The sequence below is a fragment of the Pseudomonas sp. SAS7 genome (assembly GCF_052112345.1).
In the GTDB taxonomy this organism is placed as follows: Bacteria; Pseudomonadota; Gammaproteobacteria; order Pseudomonadales; family Pseudomonadaceae; genus Aquipseudomonas; species Aquipseudomonas putida_Q.
In genome coordinates, this window is the sequence record NZ_JBEGGO010000002.1 from 329,760 (window position 1) to 346,557 (window position 16,798).

12 protein-coding genes and 1 pseudogene are annotated in these 16,798 nt (G+C 61.1%); 11 read left to right on the forward strand and 2 right to left on the reverse strand.

What is annotated here, in order from left to right:
- Window positions 1-110: 110 nt before the first annotated feature.
- Entirely contained in the window at window positions 111-1,487 is a 1,377-nt protein-coding gene (locus ABI582_RS05085; protein WP_016502146.1) for a glutamine synthetase family protein, read from the reverse strand.
- 574 nt (window positions 1,488-2,061) lie between these two features.
- On the opposite strand from ABI582_RS05085, the gene ABI582_RS05090 reads away from it, so the two are divergent.
- The 7 genes from ABI582_RS05090 to ABI582_RS05120 all read left to right on the forward strand — a co-directional run bounded on the left by ABI582_RS05090 (window position 2,062) and on the right by ABI582_RS05120 (window position 10,360).
- Entirely contained in the window at window positions 2,062-3,420 is a 1,359-nt protein-coding gene (locus tag ABI582_RS05090; protein ID WP_338745566.1) for a glutamine synthetase family protein, read from the forward strand.
- A 48-nt stretch (window positions 3,421-3,468) separates the two neighbouring features.
- Window positions 3,469-4,830, forward strand: a complete 1,362-nt coding sequence (locus ABI582_RS05095) for an aspartate aminotransferase family protein (protein ID WP_338745565.1) — start codon at window positions 3,469-3,471, stop codon at window positions 4,828-4,830.
- Window positions 4,831-4,999: 169 nt separating this feature from the next.
- Entirely contained in the window at window positions 5,000-6,097 is a 1,098-nt protein-coding gene (locus ABI582_RS05100; protein WP_338745564.1) for a polyamine ABC transporter substrate-binding protein, read from the forward strand.
- A 158-nt stretch (window positions 6,098-6,255) separates the two neighbouring features.
- Window positions 6,256-7,350 (forward strand): polyamine ABC transporter substrate-binding protein, encoded by a 1,095-nt coding sequence (locus ABI582_RS05105; protein WP_043198901.1) that lies wholly within the window; start codon window positions 6,256-6,258, stop codon window positions 7,348-7,350.
- A 60-nt stretch (window positions 7,351-7,410) separates the two neighbouring features.
- A complete protein-coding gene (potA, locus tag ABI582_RS05110; RefSeq protein WP_442118542.1) occupies window positions 7,411-8,553 on the forward strand; it encodes a polyamine ABC transporter ATP-binding protein in 1,143 nt (380 codons plus the stop codon).
- Window positions 8,550-9,470, forward strand: a complete 921-nt coding sequence (locus ABI582_RS05115) for an ABC transporter permease subunit (protein WP_338745563.1) — start codon at window positions 8,550-8,552, stop codon at window positions 9,468-9,470. Before potA ends, ABI582_RS05115 begins: the two co-directional genes overlap by 4 nt.
- Window positions 9,467-10,360 carry an ABC transporter permease subunit gene (locus tag ABI582_RS05120; protein ID WP_016489721.1) on the forward strand — a complete coding sequence of 298 codons (894 nt, stop codon included), beginning with the start codon at window positions 9,467-9,469 and terminating at the stop codon, window positions 10,358-10,360. Before ABI582_RS05115 ends, ABI582_RS05120 begins: the two co-directional genes overlap by 4 nt.
- A 64-nt stretch (window positions 10,361-10,424) precedes the next feature.
- Here the strand turns inward: ABI582_RS05120 and ABI582_RS05125 are convergent.
- A pseudogene (locus tag ABI582_RS05125) lies at window positions 10,425-10,849 on the reverse strand (REP-associated tyrosine transposase).
- Between the two features lie 297 nt (window positions 10,850-11,146).
- Here ABI582_RS05125 and ABI582_RS05130 point away from each other — a divergent pair.
- The 4 genes from ABI582_RS05130 to oscA all read left to right on the forward strand — a co-directional run bounded on the left by ABI582_RS05130 (window position 11,147) and on the right by oscA (window position 16,781).
- Window positions 11,147-12,235: an efflux RND transporter periplasmic adaptor subunit gene (locus ABI582_RS05130; RefSeq protein ID WP_338745561.1), complete on the forward strand. Its 1,089-nt coding sequence runs from the start codon at window positions 11,147-11,149 to the stop codon at window positions 12,233-12,235.
- Complete coding sequence (locus tag ABI582_RS05135; RefSeq protein WP_132844838.1) at window positions 12,232-13,299, forward strand: efflux RND transporter periplasmic adaptor subunit; 1,068 nt, start codon at window positions 12,232-12,234, stop codon at window positions 13,297-13,299. The genes ABI582_RS05130 and ABI582_RS05135 overlap by 4 nt, the downstream gene beginning before the upstream one ends.
- Window positions 13,296-16,349, forward strand: a complete 3,054-nt coding sequence (locus ABI582_RS05140) for an efflux RND transporter permease subunit (protein WP_086978551.1) — start codon at window positions 13,296-13,298, stop codon at window positions 16,347-16,349. Before ABI582_RS05135 ends, ABI582_RS05140 begins: the two co-directional genes overlap by 4 nt.
- A 249-nt stretch (window positions 16,350-16,598) precedes the next feature.
- Window positions 16,599-16,781, forward strand: coding sequence for a sulfur starvation response protein OscA (gene oscA, locus ABI582_RS05145; protein ID WP_016489716.1), 183 nt, complete (start codon window positions 16,599-16,601; stop codon window positions 16,779-16,781).
- Window positions 16,782-16,798 lie beyond the last annotated feature (17 nt).

Genomic DNA, 16,798 nt, shown 5'->3' on the forward strand with positions numbered 1-16,798 from the left:
AGGACCTCGCAGGTTCTGAATGCTGTGCAATACCTGTGGGAGCGGGTTTACCCGCGAAGCAAGCGGCGCGGTCCGGAATGAAAAACGCCGCCCTTGTGGGCGGCGTTTTTTTACACGGTGTGCAGGTACCAGTTGTACTCGAGGTCGGAGATCGAGTGCTCGAACTCCTCCAGCTCGCTTTCCTTGCACGCGACAAAGATGTCGATGTACTTCGGATCGATGTACTTGTTGAGGATCTCGCTGTCGTCCAGCTCGCGCAGGGCATCGCGCAGGTTGTTCGGCAGGCTCTGCTCCAGCTGTTCGTACGAGTTGCCTTCGATCGGCTTGCCCGGCTCGATCTTGTTGGTCAGGCCATGGTGCACGCCAGCCAGCACGGCCGCCATCATCAGGTACGGGTTGGCATCGGCGCCGGCTACCCGGTGCTCGAGGCGCACGGCATCGGCAGAGCCTGTAGGCACACGCAGCGCTACGGTGCGGTTGTCCAGGCCCCAGCTTGGCGCGTTCGGTACATAGAACTGCGCGCCAAAGCGGCGGTACGAGTTGACGTTCGGGCAAAGGAACGCCATGGACGCGGGCAGGGTCTCGAGCACACCGCCGACAGCGTGACGTAGCGCGGCGTTCTGCTCGGGATCCTCGCTGGTGAAGATGTTGTGGCCATCTTTGTCCAGCACGGAAATGTGTACATGCAGGCCGTTGCCTGCCTGGCCCGGGTAGGGCTTGGCCATGAAGGTGGTGTCCATTTCATGGTCGTAGGCGATGTTCTTGATCAACCGCTTGAGCAGTACTGCGTAGTCACAGGCCTTGAGCGGGTCGGGCACGTGGTGCAGGTTGACTTCGAACTGCGCCGGGGCGCTTTCCTTGACGATGGCGTCGGCCGGGATGCCTTGTTCTTTCGCGCCTTCAAGGATGTCCTGCAGGCAGTCGGCATATTCGTCGAGGTCGTCGATCAGGTAAACCTGGGTCGACTGCGGGCGTTTGCCCGAAATGGGCGAGCGCGGCGGCTGTGGGCGGCCGTTCACGTTCTCCTGGTCGATCAGGTAGAACTCAAGCTCGAATGCAGCGCAAATGGTAAGGCCCAGCTCGTCGAACTTGCTCACCACTTGACGCAGTACTTCACGAGGGTCGGCGAAGAACGGCTCGCCTTCGATCTCGTGCATGGTCATCAGCAGTTGGGCAGTGGGGCGCTTTTGCCACGGCTCATTACAGAGCGTGTCGGGGATCGGGTAGCAGATGCGGTCAGCATCGCCGATGTCCAGGCCAAGCCCGGTACTTTCGACGGTAGAACCGTTGATGTCCAGGGCGAAGAGGGAGGCCGGCAGGTTGATGCCTTTCTCGTAAACCTTGTGGAGGCTGGTGCGCTCAATGCGCTTGCCGCGCACCACACCATTCATATCTGCAATCAGAAGGTCAACGTAGAGAACCTCAGGATGTTCCTTAAGGAACGCGTTCGCTTCGTTAAGCTGAACGGCACGCGGGGGTACCGACATGATGCAACACCTTTGTTGTTAAAAATATCAATCAAGGGGGGCTTGCAGGACCAGTCAATCGAAAAGCCATACTGATGTCAAGCCAACCCCATGATGCCCTGAAATGGCACATCTACGGCAGATTTGCTGCAAATCGGGGCGTGCCATTATCCGCTATTTCACGTGTGAAGGGCTATCTCAAGCGTACCGTCTTTTATTTTTTACGCGGGTGTTGTGTAAAAAAATGAACAAGGCTAAGCTCGGTCACAACCCAGAACACAATAATACGAGGGTCACATGGTCCGCTTGCCGCGACCTGAAAGCACTGCCTGCGCAGCGCCATCGGGTACCTTTGTCGGTTTTTCAAGCTTCGTCAATGGCGTGGTCGCCCTGGCCGCAATAATTGACGTTTGGCGTTTTCGGGCCCGCCCTCGTAGCAGCTTGCCGCCCTTCGCTTCGTCTTCCTGCCCTTCCAACTCATTACGGACACACGTGTTTTCAGTGTATCCACTGCGGCGCTGCGCGGGGGTTTTTGCTTTAGCAACCTACTCCATCCAGAATCAATGCGCGGCCCACCTTACCTCCTGAGGTATTTATGAGTAACAACCTCGACCAGCTCACCGATTGGTTGAAAGAGCACAAGATCACCGAAGTCGAATGCATGATCAGTGACCTGACCGGCATCACGCGCGGCAAGATTTCGCCCACCAACAAATTCATCGCCGAAAAAGGCATGCGCCTGCCCGAGAGCGTGCTGCTGCAGACCGTGACCGGCGACTACGTCGACGACGACATCTATTACGAACTGCTCGACCCGGCCGACATCGACATGATCTGCCGGCCCGACGAGAACGCCGTGTTCCTTGTGCCGTGGGCCATCGAGCCAACAGCGCAGGTGATCCACGACACCTACGACAAGAAGGGCAACCCGGTCGAACTGTCGCCGCGCAACGTGTTGAAAAAAGTCCTCAAGCTCTACGCCGACAAGGGCTGGCAGCCGATTGTCGCGCCTGAGATGGAGTTCTACCTGACCAAGCGCAGCGAAGACCCGGACTTCCCGTTGCAGCCCCCGGTAGGCCGTTCGGGCCGCCCGGAAACCGGCCGCCAGTCGTTCTCGATCGAAGCCGCCAACGAATTCGACCCGCTGTTCGAAGACGTCTATGACTGGTGCGAACTGCAGCAGCTGGACCTGGACACGCTGATCCACGAAGACGGCACGGCGCAGATGGAAATCAACTTCCGTCACGGCGATGCCCTGCACCTGGCCGACCAGATTTTGGTGTTCAAGCGCACAATGCGCGAGGCGGCGCTCAAGCACAACGTGGCGGCCACCTTCATGGCCAAGCCGATGACCGGCGAGCCGGGCAGTGCCATGCACCTGCACCAGAGCGTGGTCGACCTGGCCACCGGCAAGAACATCTTCAGCAATGAAGACGGCAGCATGAGCGAGCTGTTCCTCCACCACATCGGTGGCCTGCAGAAGTTCATCCCCGAGGCGCTGCCGCTGTTCGCCCCCAACGTCAACTCGTTCCGCCGCTTCCTGCCCGACACTTCGGCGCCGGTGAACGTGGAGTGGGGCGAAGAAAACCGCACCGTCGGCCTGCGCGTGCCGGATGCCGGCCCGCAAAGCCGTCGGGTGGAGAACCGCCTGCCGGGCGCTGACGCCAACCCTTACCTGGCCATTGCCGCCAGCCTGCTGTGTGGCTACATCGGCATGGTCGAAGGCATCGAGGCCAGCGCGCCGGTGCAGGGCCGTGGCTACGAACGCCGCAACCTGCGCTTGCCGCTGACCATCGAAGACGCCCTGGAGCGCATGGAAAACAGCCGTGCGCTGGTGCAGTACCTGGGCAAGAAGTTCATCACCGGCTACGTCGCAACCAAGCGCGCCGAGCACGAAAACTTCAAACGCGTCATCAGTTCCTGGGAGCGAGAGTTCCTGCTGTTCGCTGTCTGATAAACCCTGGGGCCGCTGGAGCGCGGCTGTCGAACAACGGAGAAGCACATGAGCACCAACAACCCGCAAACCCGTGAATGGCAAACCCTGAGCGGGGAGCACCATCTCGCACCTTTCAGTGACTACAAGCAGCTGAAGGAGAAGGGGCCGCGCATCATCACCAAGGCCCAGGGGGTGCATTTGTGGGACAGCGAGGGGCACAAGATCCTCGACGGCATGGCGGGCCTGTGGTGCGTGGCGGTCGGTTACGGCCGTGAAGAGCTGGTGCAGGCAGCAGAAAAGCAGATGCGCGAGCTGCCGTACTACAACCTGTTCTTCCAGACGGCCCACCCGCCTGCACTGGAACTGGCCAAGGCCATTACCGATGTGGCGCCCGAGGGCATGACCCATGTGTTCTTCACCGGCTCCGGCTCCGAAGGCAACGACACCGTGCTGCGCATGGTGCGCCACTACTGGGCGTTGAAGGGCAAGCCGCACAAGCAGACCATCATCGGCCGTATCAACGGCTACCACGGCTCCACCTTCGCCGGTGCCTGCCTGGGCGGCATGAGCGGCATGCACGAGCAGGGCGGCCTGCCGATCCCGGGCATCGTGCACATCCCGCAGCCGTACTGGTTCGGCGAAGGCGGTGACATGACCCCGGATGCGTTCGGTATCTGGGCGGCCGAACAGCTGGAAAAGAAAATCCTCGAAGTGGGCGAAGACAACGTCGCCGCCTTCATCGCCGAGCCTATCCAGGGCGCTGGCGGCGTGATCATCCCGCCAGAAACCTACTGGCCGAAGGTGAAGGAGATTCTCGCCAAGTACGACATCCTGTTCGTTGCCGACGAAGTCATCTGTGGTTTCGGCCGTACCGGCGAGTGGTTCGGCTCTGACTACTACGACCTCAAGCCCGACCTGATGACCATCGCCAAGGGCCTGACCTCCGGTTACATCCCCATGGGCGGTGTGATCGTGCGTGACAAAGTGGCCAAGGTGATCAGCGAAGGCGGTGACTTCAACCACGGCTTCACCTATTCGGGCCACCCGGTAGCGGCCGCGGTGGGCCTGGAAAACCTGCGCATCCTGCGCGACGAGAAAATTGTCGAGAAGGCGCGCACTGAAGCGGCACCGTATTTGCAAAAGCGTTTGCGTGAGCTGCAGGACCACCCGCTGGTAGGTGAAGTGCGCGGCCTTGGCATGCTTGGCGCGATCGAGCTGGTCAAGGACAAGGCCACCCGCAGCCGTTACGAGGGCAAGGGCGTGGGCATGATCTGCCGCACCTTCTGCTTCGAAAACGGCCTGATCATGCGTGCGGTGGGGGACACCATGATCATCGCGCCGCCGCTGGTCATCAGCCATGCGGAAATCGACGAACTGGTGGAAAAGGCCCGCAAATGCCTCGATCTGACCTTGGAGGCGATCAACTGATCACCTGCTAGGCTAGCGATGTGACATTAAGTCGTTACAAGGTTCTGCTCTCCTTGAAACAGAGCCTTGTAACTTGCCAGACTAGCGACTGATTCAGTCGCCGCGCGCTCTGCACCGTAGGTCCTGGCTGCTGAACAGATGGCTAAATAAAAATTCTGGAGCATGACGCATGAATAAAGTGGGCAAGACGTTGCTGGCCGCAGCCCTGATGGGTGCCATGGCTACTGCTGCACAGGCTGACGACAAGGTGTTGAACGTCTACAACTGGTCGGACTACATCGCGCCGGACACCATCGCCAAGTTCGAGAAGCAGACCGGTATCAAGGTCAAGTACGACGTCTTCGACAGCAACGAAACCCTCGAAGCCAAGCTGCTGGCAGGCAAGTCGGGCTACGACATCGTGGTGCCGTCCAACAACTTCCTGGCCAAGCAGATCAAGGCGGGGGTGTACGAGGAACTGGACCGTTCCAAGCTGGCGAACTGGAAAAACCTCGATCCGGACCTGCTCAAAGCCGTTGGCGATGCCAGCGACAAGGACAACAAGCACGCCTTCCCGTACATGTGGGGCTCGATCGGCATCGGCTACAACCCGGAGAAGGTCAAGGCCGCGCTGGGCGTGGACAAGATCGACTCGTGGGACGTCGTGTTCAAGCCTGAGAACATCGCCAAGCTCAAAAGCTGCGGTGTGAGCTTCCTGGATGCACCGACCGAAATGATCCCGGCCGCGCTGCACTACCTGGGCCTGCCGAGCGACAGCACCAAGAAAGAAGACCTGAAGGCCGCCGAGGACCTGTTCCTCAAGATTCGTCCTTCGATCACCTATTTCCACTCCTCCAAGTACATCGGTGACATGGCCAACGGCAACATCTGTGTAGCCGTCGGTTACTCGGGTGACCTGGAGCAGTCCAAGGCCCGCGCCCACGAAGCCGGCGACAAGGTCAAAGTGGACTACGTCATTCCGAAAGAAGGCGCCGGTACTTTCTACGACATGGTCGCCATCCCGAAAGATGCCGAGCATAAAGACGCCGCCTACCAGTTCATGAACTTCCTGCTGCAGCCGGAAATCATGGCCGAGATCACCAACGCCGTGCGCTTCCCGAACGGCAACCAGGCTGCCACTGCGCTTGTGGACAAAGACATCAGCGGTGACCCGAGCATTTATCCGCCTGCCGAAGTGAAGAAGCAGCTGTACGCGATCGCTGCGCCTGACGCTTCTGTGCAGCGTGTGATCACCCGCAGCTGGACCAAGATCAAGTCGGGCAAATAAGCCCGATGCGACACCTCTGGGCCGGGCTTTTCCGGCCCGGAGCCAGTGAAAGGCAATTGATGATTGCGGCATCGAAGCTGCGAAGGTAAGTTGCGCGCCGGTTTTGCGTGTGCGGCAGCATTGTCGCGACTCAGGCACTGATTGTGAGGAGCACCCACTTGTCTATTTCTGTATTCCGCAAGGCCTTGATGGCCGGTGCGGGCCTGACGCTGGCATGCAGCGTCCAAGCGGCGCCTACGGTGCACTTTTACAACTGGTCCGACTATATCGGCCCGACCACACTCGCGGACTTCGAGAAAGCAACGGGCATCAAGCCCGTGCAGGACGTGTTCGACTCCAACGAAACCCTGGAAGGCAAGCTGCTGGCCGGTAACACCGGCTATGACGTGGTCGTGCCGTCCAACCATTTCCTCGGCAAGCAGATCAAGGCGGGCGCGTTCCAGAAGCTCGACAAGAACCTGCTGCCCAATTATGCCAACCTGGACCCGGCGTTGATGAAACGCCTGGAAAAAAACGACCCGGGCAACCAGTACGCCGTGCCTTACCTGTGGGGCACCAACGGCATCGGTTACAACGTCGACAAGGTGAAGGCCGCGCTGGGCGTGGACACCATCGACTCCTGGGCCGTGCTGTTCGAACCCGAGAACATGAAGAAGCTCTCCAAGTGCGGCGTGGCCTTCCTCGACTCGGCGGACGAAATGCTGCCGGCGGTGCTCAACTACATGGGCCTGAACCCCAACAGCACCGACCCCAAGGACTATGCAAAAGCCGAGCAGAAGCTGCTGGCCGTGCGCCCGTACGTGACCTACTTCCACTCGTCCAAGTACATCACCGACCTGGCCAACGGCGACATCTGCGTCGCGGCAGGCTTCTCGGGCGATATCTTCCAGGCCAAGGCCCGCGCTGAAGAAGCGAAGAAGGGCGTGAACCTGGCCTACGCCATTCCCAAGGAAGGCGGCAACCTCTGGTTCGACGTGCTGGCGATCCCTGCAGATGCCAAAAACGTCAAAGAGGCCCACGCCTTCATCAACTATTTGCTGAAACCTGAGGTTATCGCCCAGGTCAGTGATTACGTCGGTTACGCCAACCCGAACCCCAAGGCTGGCGACCTGATGGACCAGGCCGTGAGGACTGACGCCGCGGTATACCCACCGCAGGAAGTGCTGGACAAGATGTTCGTCAACAGTGAGTTGCCACCCAAGGTGCAACGTTTGATGACCCGCAGTTGGACCAAGGTCAAGTCGGGCAAGTAACAATCCAGGCCCGCCGCAAAAACAGGGGCGGGCACACAAATCTTGTTGGGAGTTTCACTCATGGCAGTTGCCTCCGGTGCCTATAAGAAAGCCCTCGAGGGTGGCCAGCAACCCAAGCAGGTGCTGGTCAAGATCGACCGGGTTACAAAAAAATTCGACGAAACCATCGCCGTAGACGATGTGTCGCTGGAAATCCGCAAAGGCGAGATCTTTGCCCTGCTGGGTGGCTCCGGTTCTGGCAAGTCCACCTTGCTGCGCATGCTGGCCGGCTTCGAGCGCCCGACTGAAGGGCGAATCTTCCTCGATGGCGTCGACATCACCGACATGCCGCCCTACGAGCGGCCGATCAACATGATGTTCCAGTCCTACGCGCTGTTCCCGCACATGACCGTGGCGCAGAACATCGCCTTCGGCCTGCAGCAGGACAAGCTGCCCAAGGCTGACATCGACGCCCGCGTGGCCGAGATGCTCAAGCTGGTGCACATGACCCAGTACGCCAAGCGCAAGCCGCACCAGCTGTCCGGTGGCCAGCGTCAGCGCGTGGCCCTGGCCCGCTCCTTGGCCAAGCGGCCCAAGCTGCTGCTGCTCGACGAGCCGATGGGTGCGCTGGACAAGAAACTGCGTTCGCAGATGCAGCTGGAACTGGTGGAGATCATCGAACGCGTGGGCGTGACCTGCGTGATGGTGACCCACGACCAGGAAGAAGCCATGACCATGGCCCAGCGCATCGCCATCATGCACCTGGGCTGGATCGCCCAGATCGGCTCGCCTGTGGACATCTACGAAACCCCGACCAGCCGCCTGGTGTGCGAGTTCATCGGCAACGTCAACCTGTTCGAAGGTGACGTGGTCGACGACGCCGAAGGCCACGCGATCATTGCCAGCCCGGAGCTGGAGCGCAAGATCTACGTCGGCCACGGCATCACTACGTCGGTGGAAGACAAGCACATCACCTACGCCCTGCGCCCGGAAAAGATGCTGGTCACTACTCAGCAACCGACCTGCGAGCACAACTGGTCGCGCGGCAAGGTGCACGACATCGCCTACCTGGGTGGCCACTCGGTGTTCTACGTGGAGCTGCCGAGCGGCAAGGTTGTCCAGTCGTTCGTCGCCAACGCCGAGCGCCAGGGCACCCGCCCGACCTGGGGCGATGAAGTGTACGTGTGGTGGGAAGACGACAGCGGCGTGGTACTGCGGTCATGAAACTGCGCAAGCTCAAGCGAGCCTTCCAGCGCCTGACCCCGCGGGGGCGGCACGTGGTGATCGGCGTGCCGTTCATCTGGCTGTTCCTGTTCTTCATGCTGCCGTTCTTCATCGTGCTGAAGATCAGCTTCGCCGAAGCCGACGTGGCGATCCCGCCGTATACCGAGATCTACAGCTACGTCGAAGACAAGATCCAGTTGGTACTCAACCTGGCCAACTATGGCTTGTTGACCGAGGATGAGCTGTACCTCTCGGCTTACCTGGGCTCGTTGAAGATGGCGTTCTTCAGCACCCTGCTGTGCCTGCTGATCGGCTTCCCGATGGCCTACGCCATTGCCAACGCCAAGAAGGAAACCCAGACCGTCCTGCTGCTGCTGATCATGATGCCGACCTGGACCGCGATCCTGATCCGCGTCTATGCCTGGATGGGCATTCTCAGCAACAACGGCCTGCTCAACGGCTTCCTGCTATGGACCGGGTTGATCGACCAGCCGCTGCAGATCCTCAACACCAACCTGGCGGTGTACATCGGCGTTGTCTATTCGTACCTGCCGTTCATGATCCTGCCGCTGTTCGCCAACCTGGTGAAGCATGACCCGAGTCTGCTAGAAGCGGCATCCGACCTGGGTTCGAGCACCTTCAACAGCTTCTGGAAAATCACCGTGCCGCTGTCGAAAAACGGCATCATCGCCGGCTGCATGCTGGTGTTCATCCCGGTGGTGGGCGAGTTCGTGATCCCTGAACTGCTCGGCGGCCCGGAAACCCTGATGATCGGTAAAGTGCTGTGGCAGGAGTTCTTCAACAACCGTGACTGGCCGGTAGCCTCTGCGCTGGCGGTAGTGATGCTGGCGATCCTGATCGTGCCGATCCTGCTGTTCAACCGCAGCCAGGCCAAAGAAATGGAGGGCCGCGCATGAAACGCTTCAGTTTCTCCAAGCTGATGCTGGTGCTCGGCTTGCTGTTCATCTACCTGCCGATGCTGATCCTGGTGATCTACTCGTTCAACGCCTCCAAGCTGGTGACGGTATGGGGGGGCTGGTCGATCAAGTGGTACGTCGGCCTGCTCGACAACACCCAGCTGATGGGGTCGGTGATGCGCTCGCTGGAAATCGCCTGCTACACGGCGGTGGCGGCGGTGGCGCTGGGTACCCTGGCGGCCTTCGTGCTGACCCGGGTCACCCGCTTCAAGGGCCGCACGCTGTTCGGTGGCCTGGTCACCGCGCCGCTGGTAATGCCTGAAGTGATTACCGGCCTGTCGCTGTTGCTGCTGTTCGTGGCCATGGCGCAGATGATCGGCTGGCCGCAGGAGCGCGGCATCGTCACCATCTGGATCGCCCACACCACGTTCTGTGCGGCGTATGTGGCGGTGGTTGTATCGGCGCGGCTGCGTGAGCTGGACCTGTCGATCGAAGAAGCGGCAATGGACCTGGGTGCCAAGCCGTGGAAGGTGTTCTTCCTGATCACCATCCCGATGATCGCGCCGTCGCTTGCGGCGGGCGGCATGATGTCGTTCGCGCTGTCGCTGGACGACCTGGTGCTGGCCAGCTTCGTGTCCGGCCCGGGTTCGACCACCTTGCCGATGGAAGTGTTCTCGGCAGTGCGCCTGGGCGTGAAGCCGGAGATCAACGCCGTGGCCAGCCTGATCCTGCTGTCGGTGTCGCTGGTGACCTTCTTTGTCTGGTACTTCAGCCGCCGCAGCGAAGAACGTCGTCGCAAGGCGATTCAGCAGGCGATCGAGGAAGGCGCCGCGGCCAATGCTTCGCAGCCGCAGGTCAAGCGCCCGACGCAGGTAGCTGCGTCGGCCTGACCCGGCCCTTTCGCGGCGGTTCGGCCCTTTCGCGCCGAACCGCCGCGAAGGCTCCAGCATCGAATCAAAGCCATACTGCATCCCAGTGTGGATATTCCCGGACACTTCTGACCAATCCAGCCCTCAATGGATTGGCAACAATGTACCGGGCTGCGTGCACCATGCTTTCCTCCCTTCTCAATGCCCGGTCCTGATACCCAGGCTGCCATACCGGGTCATGCTCAACCCCTGCCTGATGTAATGCGAGACTGGAGCGGGACTTCCTTTCAGCTCGATCAGCCAATGCAGATGGTCTGGCATCAGCACCCACGCCAGTGAGCGGCAGGCGTGCTCCTGATCGGCTTGCCGCAATTGGTGAATGACTAACCGGGCATGGTGGAAGTCATCGAATAGCGGCTTGCGCTGATGGGTAACAGTAGTCAGCAGATACAGCCTGCCAAGTTCTGAATAGCGACCACGACGAAGCAGATGGGATTGGGCCCTGGGCATCAGGTTCTTCCTTGGATAGAGATCAACCTCCCAAGGTAGTGGCTGTGTTGCCCCCCCAGGGAAGCAGATGATTTCTGGATATGGCAGGACCGGCCCTTTCGCGGGTGAACCCGCTCCCACAGGTACTGCACAGGATTCAGCCTATGCACGATCTTTGTGGGAGCGGGTTCACCCGCGAAGAGGCCGGCACAGGCTGTGAAAATGCCGAACTGATCCGCGTCAGTGATGTTTATCGAACCCTGAACTACGCTCACAGTCGCATTCCACAAATCATTTGTGCACAAGCAAGGAGCCAGCATGGCGTTGATGCGTCCGCTGTCGGTCGTCTGCCTGGGGCTGCTTTACATGCTCAGCGGCTGTAGCAAGGAAGAGGTACCCGAGACGTTGCCTCGGGTAGGTGTGCAGCAGGTCCAGCCCACCGATTTCGCTGCCAGGGTCACCCTGACCGGCGATGTACAGGCGCGGGTGCAGACCGATTTGTCGTTCCGCGTTGGCGGCAAGATCATTTCGCGCAGTGTGGATGTTGGCGATCACGTCAAGGCCAACCAGGTGCTGGCCCGGCTGGACCCGAAAGACCTGCAGAACAACGTCGACTCGGCCAAGGCCGAAGTCTTCGCTGCGCAGGCGCGGGTCACCCAGACCAGCGCCGCCTTCGTGCGCCAGCAAAAACTGTTGCCCAAGGGCTACACCAGCCAGAGCGAATACGATGCTGCCGAAGCCGCGCTGCGCAGCAATCAGAGCGCGCTGAAGGCCGCCCAGGCCCAGTTGGCCAACGCCAACGAGCAACTCAGCTATACCGCACTGGTCTCCGAGGCCGCCGGGGTTATCACCGAGCGTCAGGCCGAAGTCGGCCAGGTGGTGCAGGCGACCATGCCGATCTTCAGCCTGGCCACCGATGGCGACCGTGATGCAGTGTTCAACGTCTACGAATCGCTGCTGGTAGCGCCGCCCAGCGATGCCGGGGTGATCGTCAGCCTGCTGGACGACCCCAAGGTCCAGGCACATGGCTTCGTGCGCGAAATCACCCCCACGGTGTCGGCACAAAGCGGCACGGTGCAGGTCAAGGTGGGCCTGAAAGACGTGCCAGCAGGGATGCAACTGGGTGCACCAGTCACCGCCACCACCAATGCCCAGGGCCGGCCCAGCATCGAACTGCCATGGTCGGCACTGACCAAGGCCCTGCATGAGCCCGCCGTGTGGGTGGTGGGCGAGGGCGACAAGGTGGAATTGCGCAAAGTCGAAGTCAGCCGTTACCTCACCGGCAAGATTGTGGTCGCCAGCGGCCTGAAGGGCGGCGAAACCGTGGTGGTCACTGGCGGGCAGCTGCTGCACCCCGGCATGCAAGTGCAGAAGGTCGACGCCAAGGCCCAAGGGGGTGAGCTATGAAACGCCTGCTGCTGATGCTGTCGGCCGGCGTATTGCTGGCCGGCTGCAGTAGCGAGGAAGAAGCACCAGAGCCGATTCGGCCGGTGCTGTCGGTCAAGGTCGAACCCCAGGTGCAGTCGCAACTGGGCCGCTTCGCCGGCAGTATCCAGGCGCGTTTCGAAAGTACCCTGGGCTTTCGTGTTTCCGGGCGCATTGCCCGGCGTTGGCTGGATGTGGGCGCCCAGGTAAAGCCGGGCGACACCTTGGCCACCCTCGACCCGACTGACCAGCAGAACCAGCTGCGCGCCGCCGAAGGCGACTTGGCCAAGGTGCAGGCGCAGTGGATCAACGCCCAGGCCGATGCCCGTCGCCAGCAACAGCTGTATGACCGCGGCGTTGGCGCCCAGGCCCAGCTGGATATCGCCCAGACCAACCTGAAAACCACCAGCGCAGCGCTGGAGCAGGCGCGCTCTGCGCTCAGCCAGGCCCGTGACCAGCTTGACTACAGCACCCTGCGCACCGACCACGCCGCCGTGATTACCGCCTGGCAGGCCGAAGCCGGGCAAACCGTAACGGCGGGGCAAGCCGTGGTGACCCTGGCCCGACCGGATGTGAAGGAAGCGGTCATCGACCTGCCAATCGGCCTGGCCGAGCAGTTGAGCAAAAGCCTGACCTTCACCGTGGCCTCGCAACTGGACCCGACCATCAGCACTACGGCAAGCCTGCGCGAACTGGAGCCCCAGGCCGATGCCACCACCCGTACCCGCCGCGCCCGCCTGACCCTGGCCAGCACGCCGGCGGCCTTTCACCTCGGCACAGCTATCAGTGTGACCCTCAGCTCGCAGGTATCCCCGCGAAGCGAATTGCCCTTGAGTGCCTTGCTCGAGCGCGACGGCAAGACCCAAGTGTGGGTGATCGATACGCAGCAGAAGACCGTGGCCACCCGTGACGTGGCGCTGATCGAGCGCACCGCTGACAGCATCGTGCTGAGCGCCGGCGTGCAGCCCGGTGAGCGCGTGGTCACCGCGGGCGTCAACAGCCTCAAGCCTGGCCAGAAGGTCACCTTCGACGAGGATGCGCAATGAAAGGAAGCTTCAACCTGTCCGACTGGGCACTCAAGCATCAATCGTTCGTCTGGTACCTGATGTTCGTTGGCTTGTTGATGGGGATTTTCTCCTACTTCAACCTGGGCCGTGAGGAAGACCCGTCGTTCACCATCAAGACCATGGTCATCCAGACCCGCTGGCCCGGCGCGACCCAGGACGAAACCCTGTACCAGGTCACCGACCGCATCGAGAAGAAGCTCGAAGAACTCGACTCGCTCGACTACACCAAAAGCTACACCCGCCCCGGTGAGTCCACGGTCTACGTGTACCTGCGCGACACCACCAAGGCCAAGGACATCCCGGATATCTGGTACCAGGTGCGCAAGAAGATCCAGGACATTCGTGGCGAATTCCCGGCGGGCATCCAGGGGCCGGGCTTCAACGACGAATTCGGTGACGTATTCGGCTCCATCTATGCCTTTACCGCCGACGGCCTTACCTTGCGCCAGCTGCGTGACTACGTGGAACAGGCGCGGGCCGAGGTCCGCGATGTACCCAACATTGGCAAGATCGAGCTGGTCGGCACCCAGGACGAAGTACTGTACCTGAACTTCTCCACCCGTAAGCTGGCTGCCTTGGGCATTGACCAGCGCCAGGTGATGCAGGCACTGCAAGCGCAGAACGCGGTGACGCCGGCCGGCATGATCGAAGCCGGCCCGGAGCGTATCTCGGTGCGAACGTCCGGGCAGTTTGCCTCGGAGAAGGACCTGCAAACCGTCAACTTGAGGATCAACGATCGCTTCTTCCGTCTGGCCGATATCGCCGACATCGAGCGTGGCTACGTCGACCCGCCTTCGCCCATGTTTCGCTACAACGGCCAGACGGCAATCGGCCTGGCCATCGGCATGAAGGCCGGCGGCAATATCCAGGTGTTTGGTGCAGCACTGAAAAAGCGCATGGACCAGGTAATCGAAGACCTGCCGGTAGGTGTCGGGGTACACACCGTCTCCGACCAGTCGGTGGTGGTCAAGGAGGCGGTCGGCGGCTTTACCAGTGCGCTGTTCGAGGCGGTGGTAATTGTGCTGGCAGTGAGTTTTGTCAGCCTTGGCGTACGCGCCGGCCTGGTGGTTGCCTGCTCGATCCCGCTGGTGCTGGCCATGGTGTTCGTGTTCATGGAGTACAGCGGCATCACCATGCAGCGGATTTCGCTGGGTGCCCTGATCATTGCGCTGGGCCTGCTGGTGGACGATGCGATGATCACCGTGGAGGTGATGGTCACGCGGCTGGAAATGGGCGAAAGCAAGGAGCAGGCGGCGACGTTCGCCTACACCTCTACAGCTTTCCCCATGCTTACCGGCACCTTGGTAACCGTGGCTGGCTTCGTGCCCATTGGCCTCAACGCCAGCTCTGCGGGTGAATACACCTTCACCCTGTTCGCGGTGATCGCCGTGGCGCTGATCGTGTCCTGGGTGGTGGCGGTGTTCTTCGCGCCAGTGCTCGGGGTGCATATCCTCAAAGGCGACAAGCTCAAGGCCCACGACGCCGAGCCTGGCCGGGTCGGGCGGGCATTCGAGGGCGGGTTGCTGTGGTGCATGCGCAACCGCTGGTTGACCATCATCGGCACCGTTGTGCTGTTCGCCCTGTCGATCTTCTGCATGCGCTTTGTGCAGAACCAGTTCTTCCCGTCCTCGGACCGCCCGGAAATTCTCGTCGACCTCAACCTGCCGCAGAACGCCTCGATCGAGGAAACGCGCAAGGTGGTCGACCGCCTCGAGGCGCGGATCAAGGACGACCCGGACCTGGTGCGCTGGAGCACCTACATCGGGCAAGGCGCGATTCGCTTCTACCTGCCCCTCGACCAGCAGCTGCAGAACCCGTACTACGCGCAGTTGGTGATCGTCAGCAAGGGCTTCGAAGAGCGCCAGGGCATGATCGACCGCCTGCAGAAGATCCTGCATGAAGACTTCGTCGGCATCGGTACCAACGTGCAGTCGCTGGAGATGGGCCCGCCGGTGGGCCGGCCGATCCAGTACCGGGTCAGCGGCGCCAACATCGACCAGGTGCGCAAGCACGCCATCGAGCTGGCCACCTTGCTCGACCAGAACGAGCACATCGGCGAGATGATCTACGACTGGAACGAGCCGGGTAAGGTGCTGCGCGTGGAAATCGCCCAGGACAAGGCCCGCCAGCTGGGGCTATCGTCAGAAGACGTAGCCAATGTGATGAACAGCATCGTCAGTGGCGTGCAGATCACCCAGGTCAACGACAACATCTACCTGGTGGACGTGGTCGCCCGCGCCGAAGACAGCGAGCGCGGCTCGCCCGATACGCTGCAGAACCTGCAGATTCTTACCCCCAACGGCACCTCGATCCCGCTGCTGTCGTTCGCCACCGTGCGTTACGAGCTGGAGCAACCGCTGGTGTGGCGCCGTGACCGCAAGCCGACCATCACCATCAAGGCTTCGGTCAATGGCGAGATCCAGCCCACTGACCTGGTGGCGCAGCTCAAGCCGAAGATCGATGAGTTCGCCAGCCAATTGCCGGTCGGTTACGAAGTGGCCACGGGCGGTACGGTGGAGGAGAGCAGCAAGGCCCAGGGCCCGATCGCCAAGGTCATTCCGCTGATGCTTTTCCTCATGGCGACCTTCCTGATGATCCAGCTGCACAGCGTGCAGAAGCTGTTCCTCGTGGTCAGCGTGGCGCCGCTGGGGTTGATCGGCGTGGTGCTGGCGCTGGTGCCCACGGGTACACCGATGGGCTTTGTGGCGATTCTTGGCATCCTGGCGCTGGCGGGCATCATCATTCGTAACTCGGTGATCCTGGTAACCCAGATCGACGAGTTCGAAGCCCAGGGCTTCTCGCCGTGGGATGCGGTGGTGGAGGCCACCAACCACCGTCGTCGGCCGATCCTGCTGACCGCAGCGGCGGCGAGCCTGGGCATGATCCCGATTGCCCGCGAGGTGTTCTGGGGGCCGATGGCCTACGCCATGATTGGCGGGATCATCGTGGCAACGCTGCTGACGCTGCTGTTCCTGCCGGCGCTGTATGTGGCCTGGTACAAGATTCGCGAGCCGCAGAAACAAAACTGAAGCCTTGTACGGACCTTGTGGGAGCGGGTTCACCCGCGAATGCGACGGTAGCTCCACCATCGCATTCGCGGGTGAACCCGCTCCCACAGGGCTTTGCGTCGGCTGCAGAATCGCGATTTTAATTTGGTTATATAAACATTCTTAAACAGTATTTTTAAGAATAACTCCGCCTCACTACTATTGCCCTCAAGCCAGGCGCAAATCCCCTTCAAACCTCTGCCCGGCACCCTCACTCCAAGGAGAACGAGCATGAGTGCATCTCTGCGTAGCATCGACGGTCAGGACGAAGCCACCATTCTGCGTGAAATCCAGAGCGCCTTGCGCGACCTGCGGTTTGGTGCGGTGGAGATCACTGTGCACAACGCTCAGGTCGTACAGATCGAGCGCAAGGAGAAGTTCCGCCTGCAACAGCCCGGCAACAAGTCCGGCTGATCACGCCTTACATCCAA

What these genes read in the sequence shown, in the direction of transcription:
- ABI582_RS05085 (WP_016502146.1), bottom strand. Translation starts at nt 1,487, where the DNA reads ATGTCGGTACCCCCGCGTGCCGTTCAGCTTAACGAAGCGAACGCGTTC.
- ABI582_RS05090 (WP_338745566.1), top strand. Translation starts at nt 2,062, where the DNA reads ATGAGTAACAACCTCGACCAGCTCACCGATTGGTTGAAAGAGCACAAG.
- ABI582_RS05095 (WP_338745565.1), top strand. Translation starts at nt 3,469, where the DNA reads ATGAGCACCAACAACCCGCAAACCCGTGAATGGCAAACCCTGAGCGGG.
- ABI582_RS05100 (WP_338745564.1), top strand. Translation starts at nt 5,000, where the DNA reads ATGAATAAAGTGGGCAAGACGTTGCTGGCCGCAGCCCTGATGGGTGCC.
- potA (WP_442118542.1), top strand. Translation starts at nt 7,411, where the DNA reads ATGGCAGTTGCCTCCGGTGCCTATAAGAAAGCCCTCGAGGGTGGCCAG.
- ABI582_RS05115 (WP_338745563.1), top strand. Translation starts at nt 8,550, where the DNA reads ATGAAACTGCGCAAGCTCAAGCGAGCCTTCCAGCGCCTGACCCCGCGG.
- ABI582_RS05120 (WP_016489721.1), top strand. Translation starts at nt 9,467, where the DNA reads ATGAAACGCTTCAGTTTCTCCAAGCTGATGCTGGTGCTCGGCTTGCTG.
- ABI582_RS05130 (WP_338745561.1), top strand. Translation starts at nt 11,147, where the DNA reads ATGGCGTTGATGCGTCCGCTGTCGGTCGTCTGCCTGGGGCTGCTTTAC.
- ABI582_RS05135 (WP_132844838.1), top strand. Translation starts at nt 12,232, where the DNA reads ATGAAACGCCTGCTGCTGATGCTGTCGGCCGGCGTATTGCTGGCCGGC.
- ABI582_RS05140 (WP_086978551.1), top strand. Translation starts at nt 13,296, where the DNA reads ATGAAAGGAAGCTTCAACCTGTCCGACTGGGCACTCAAGCATCAATCG.
- oscA (WP_016489716.1), top strand. Translation starts at nt 16,599, where the DNA reads ATGAGTGCATCTCTGCGTAGCATCGACGGTCAGGACGAAGCCACCATT.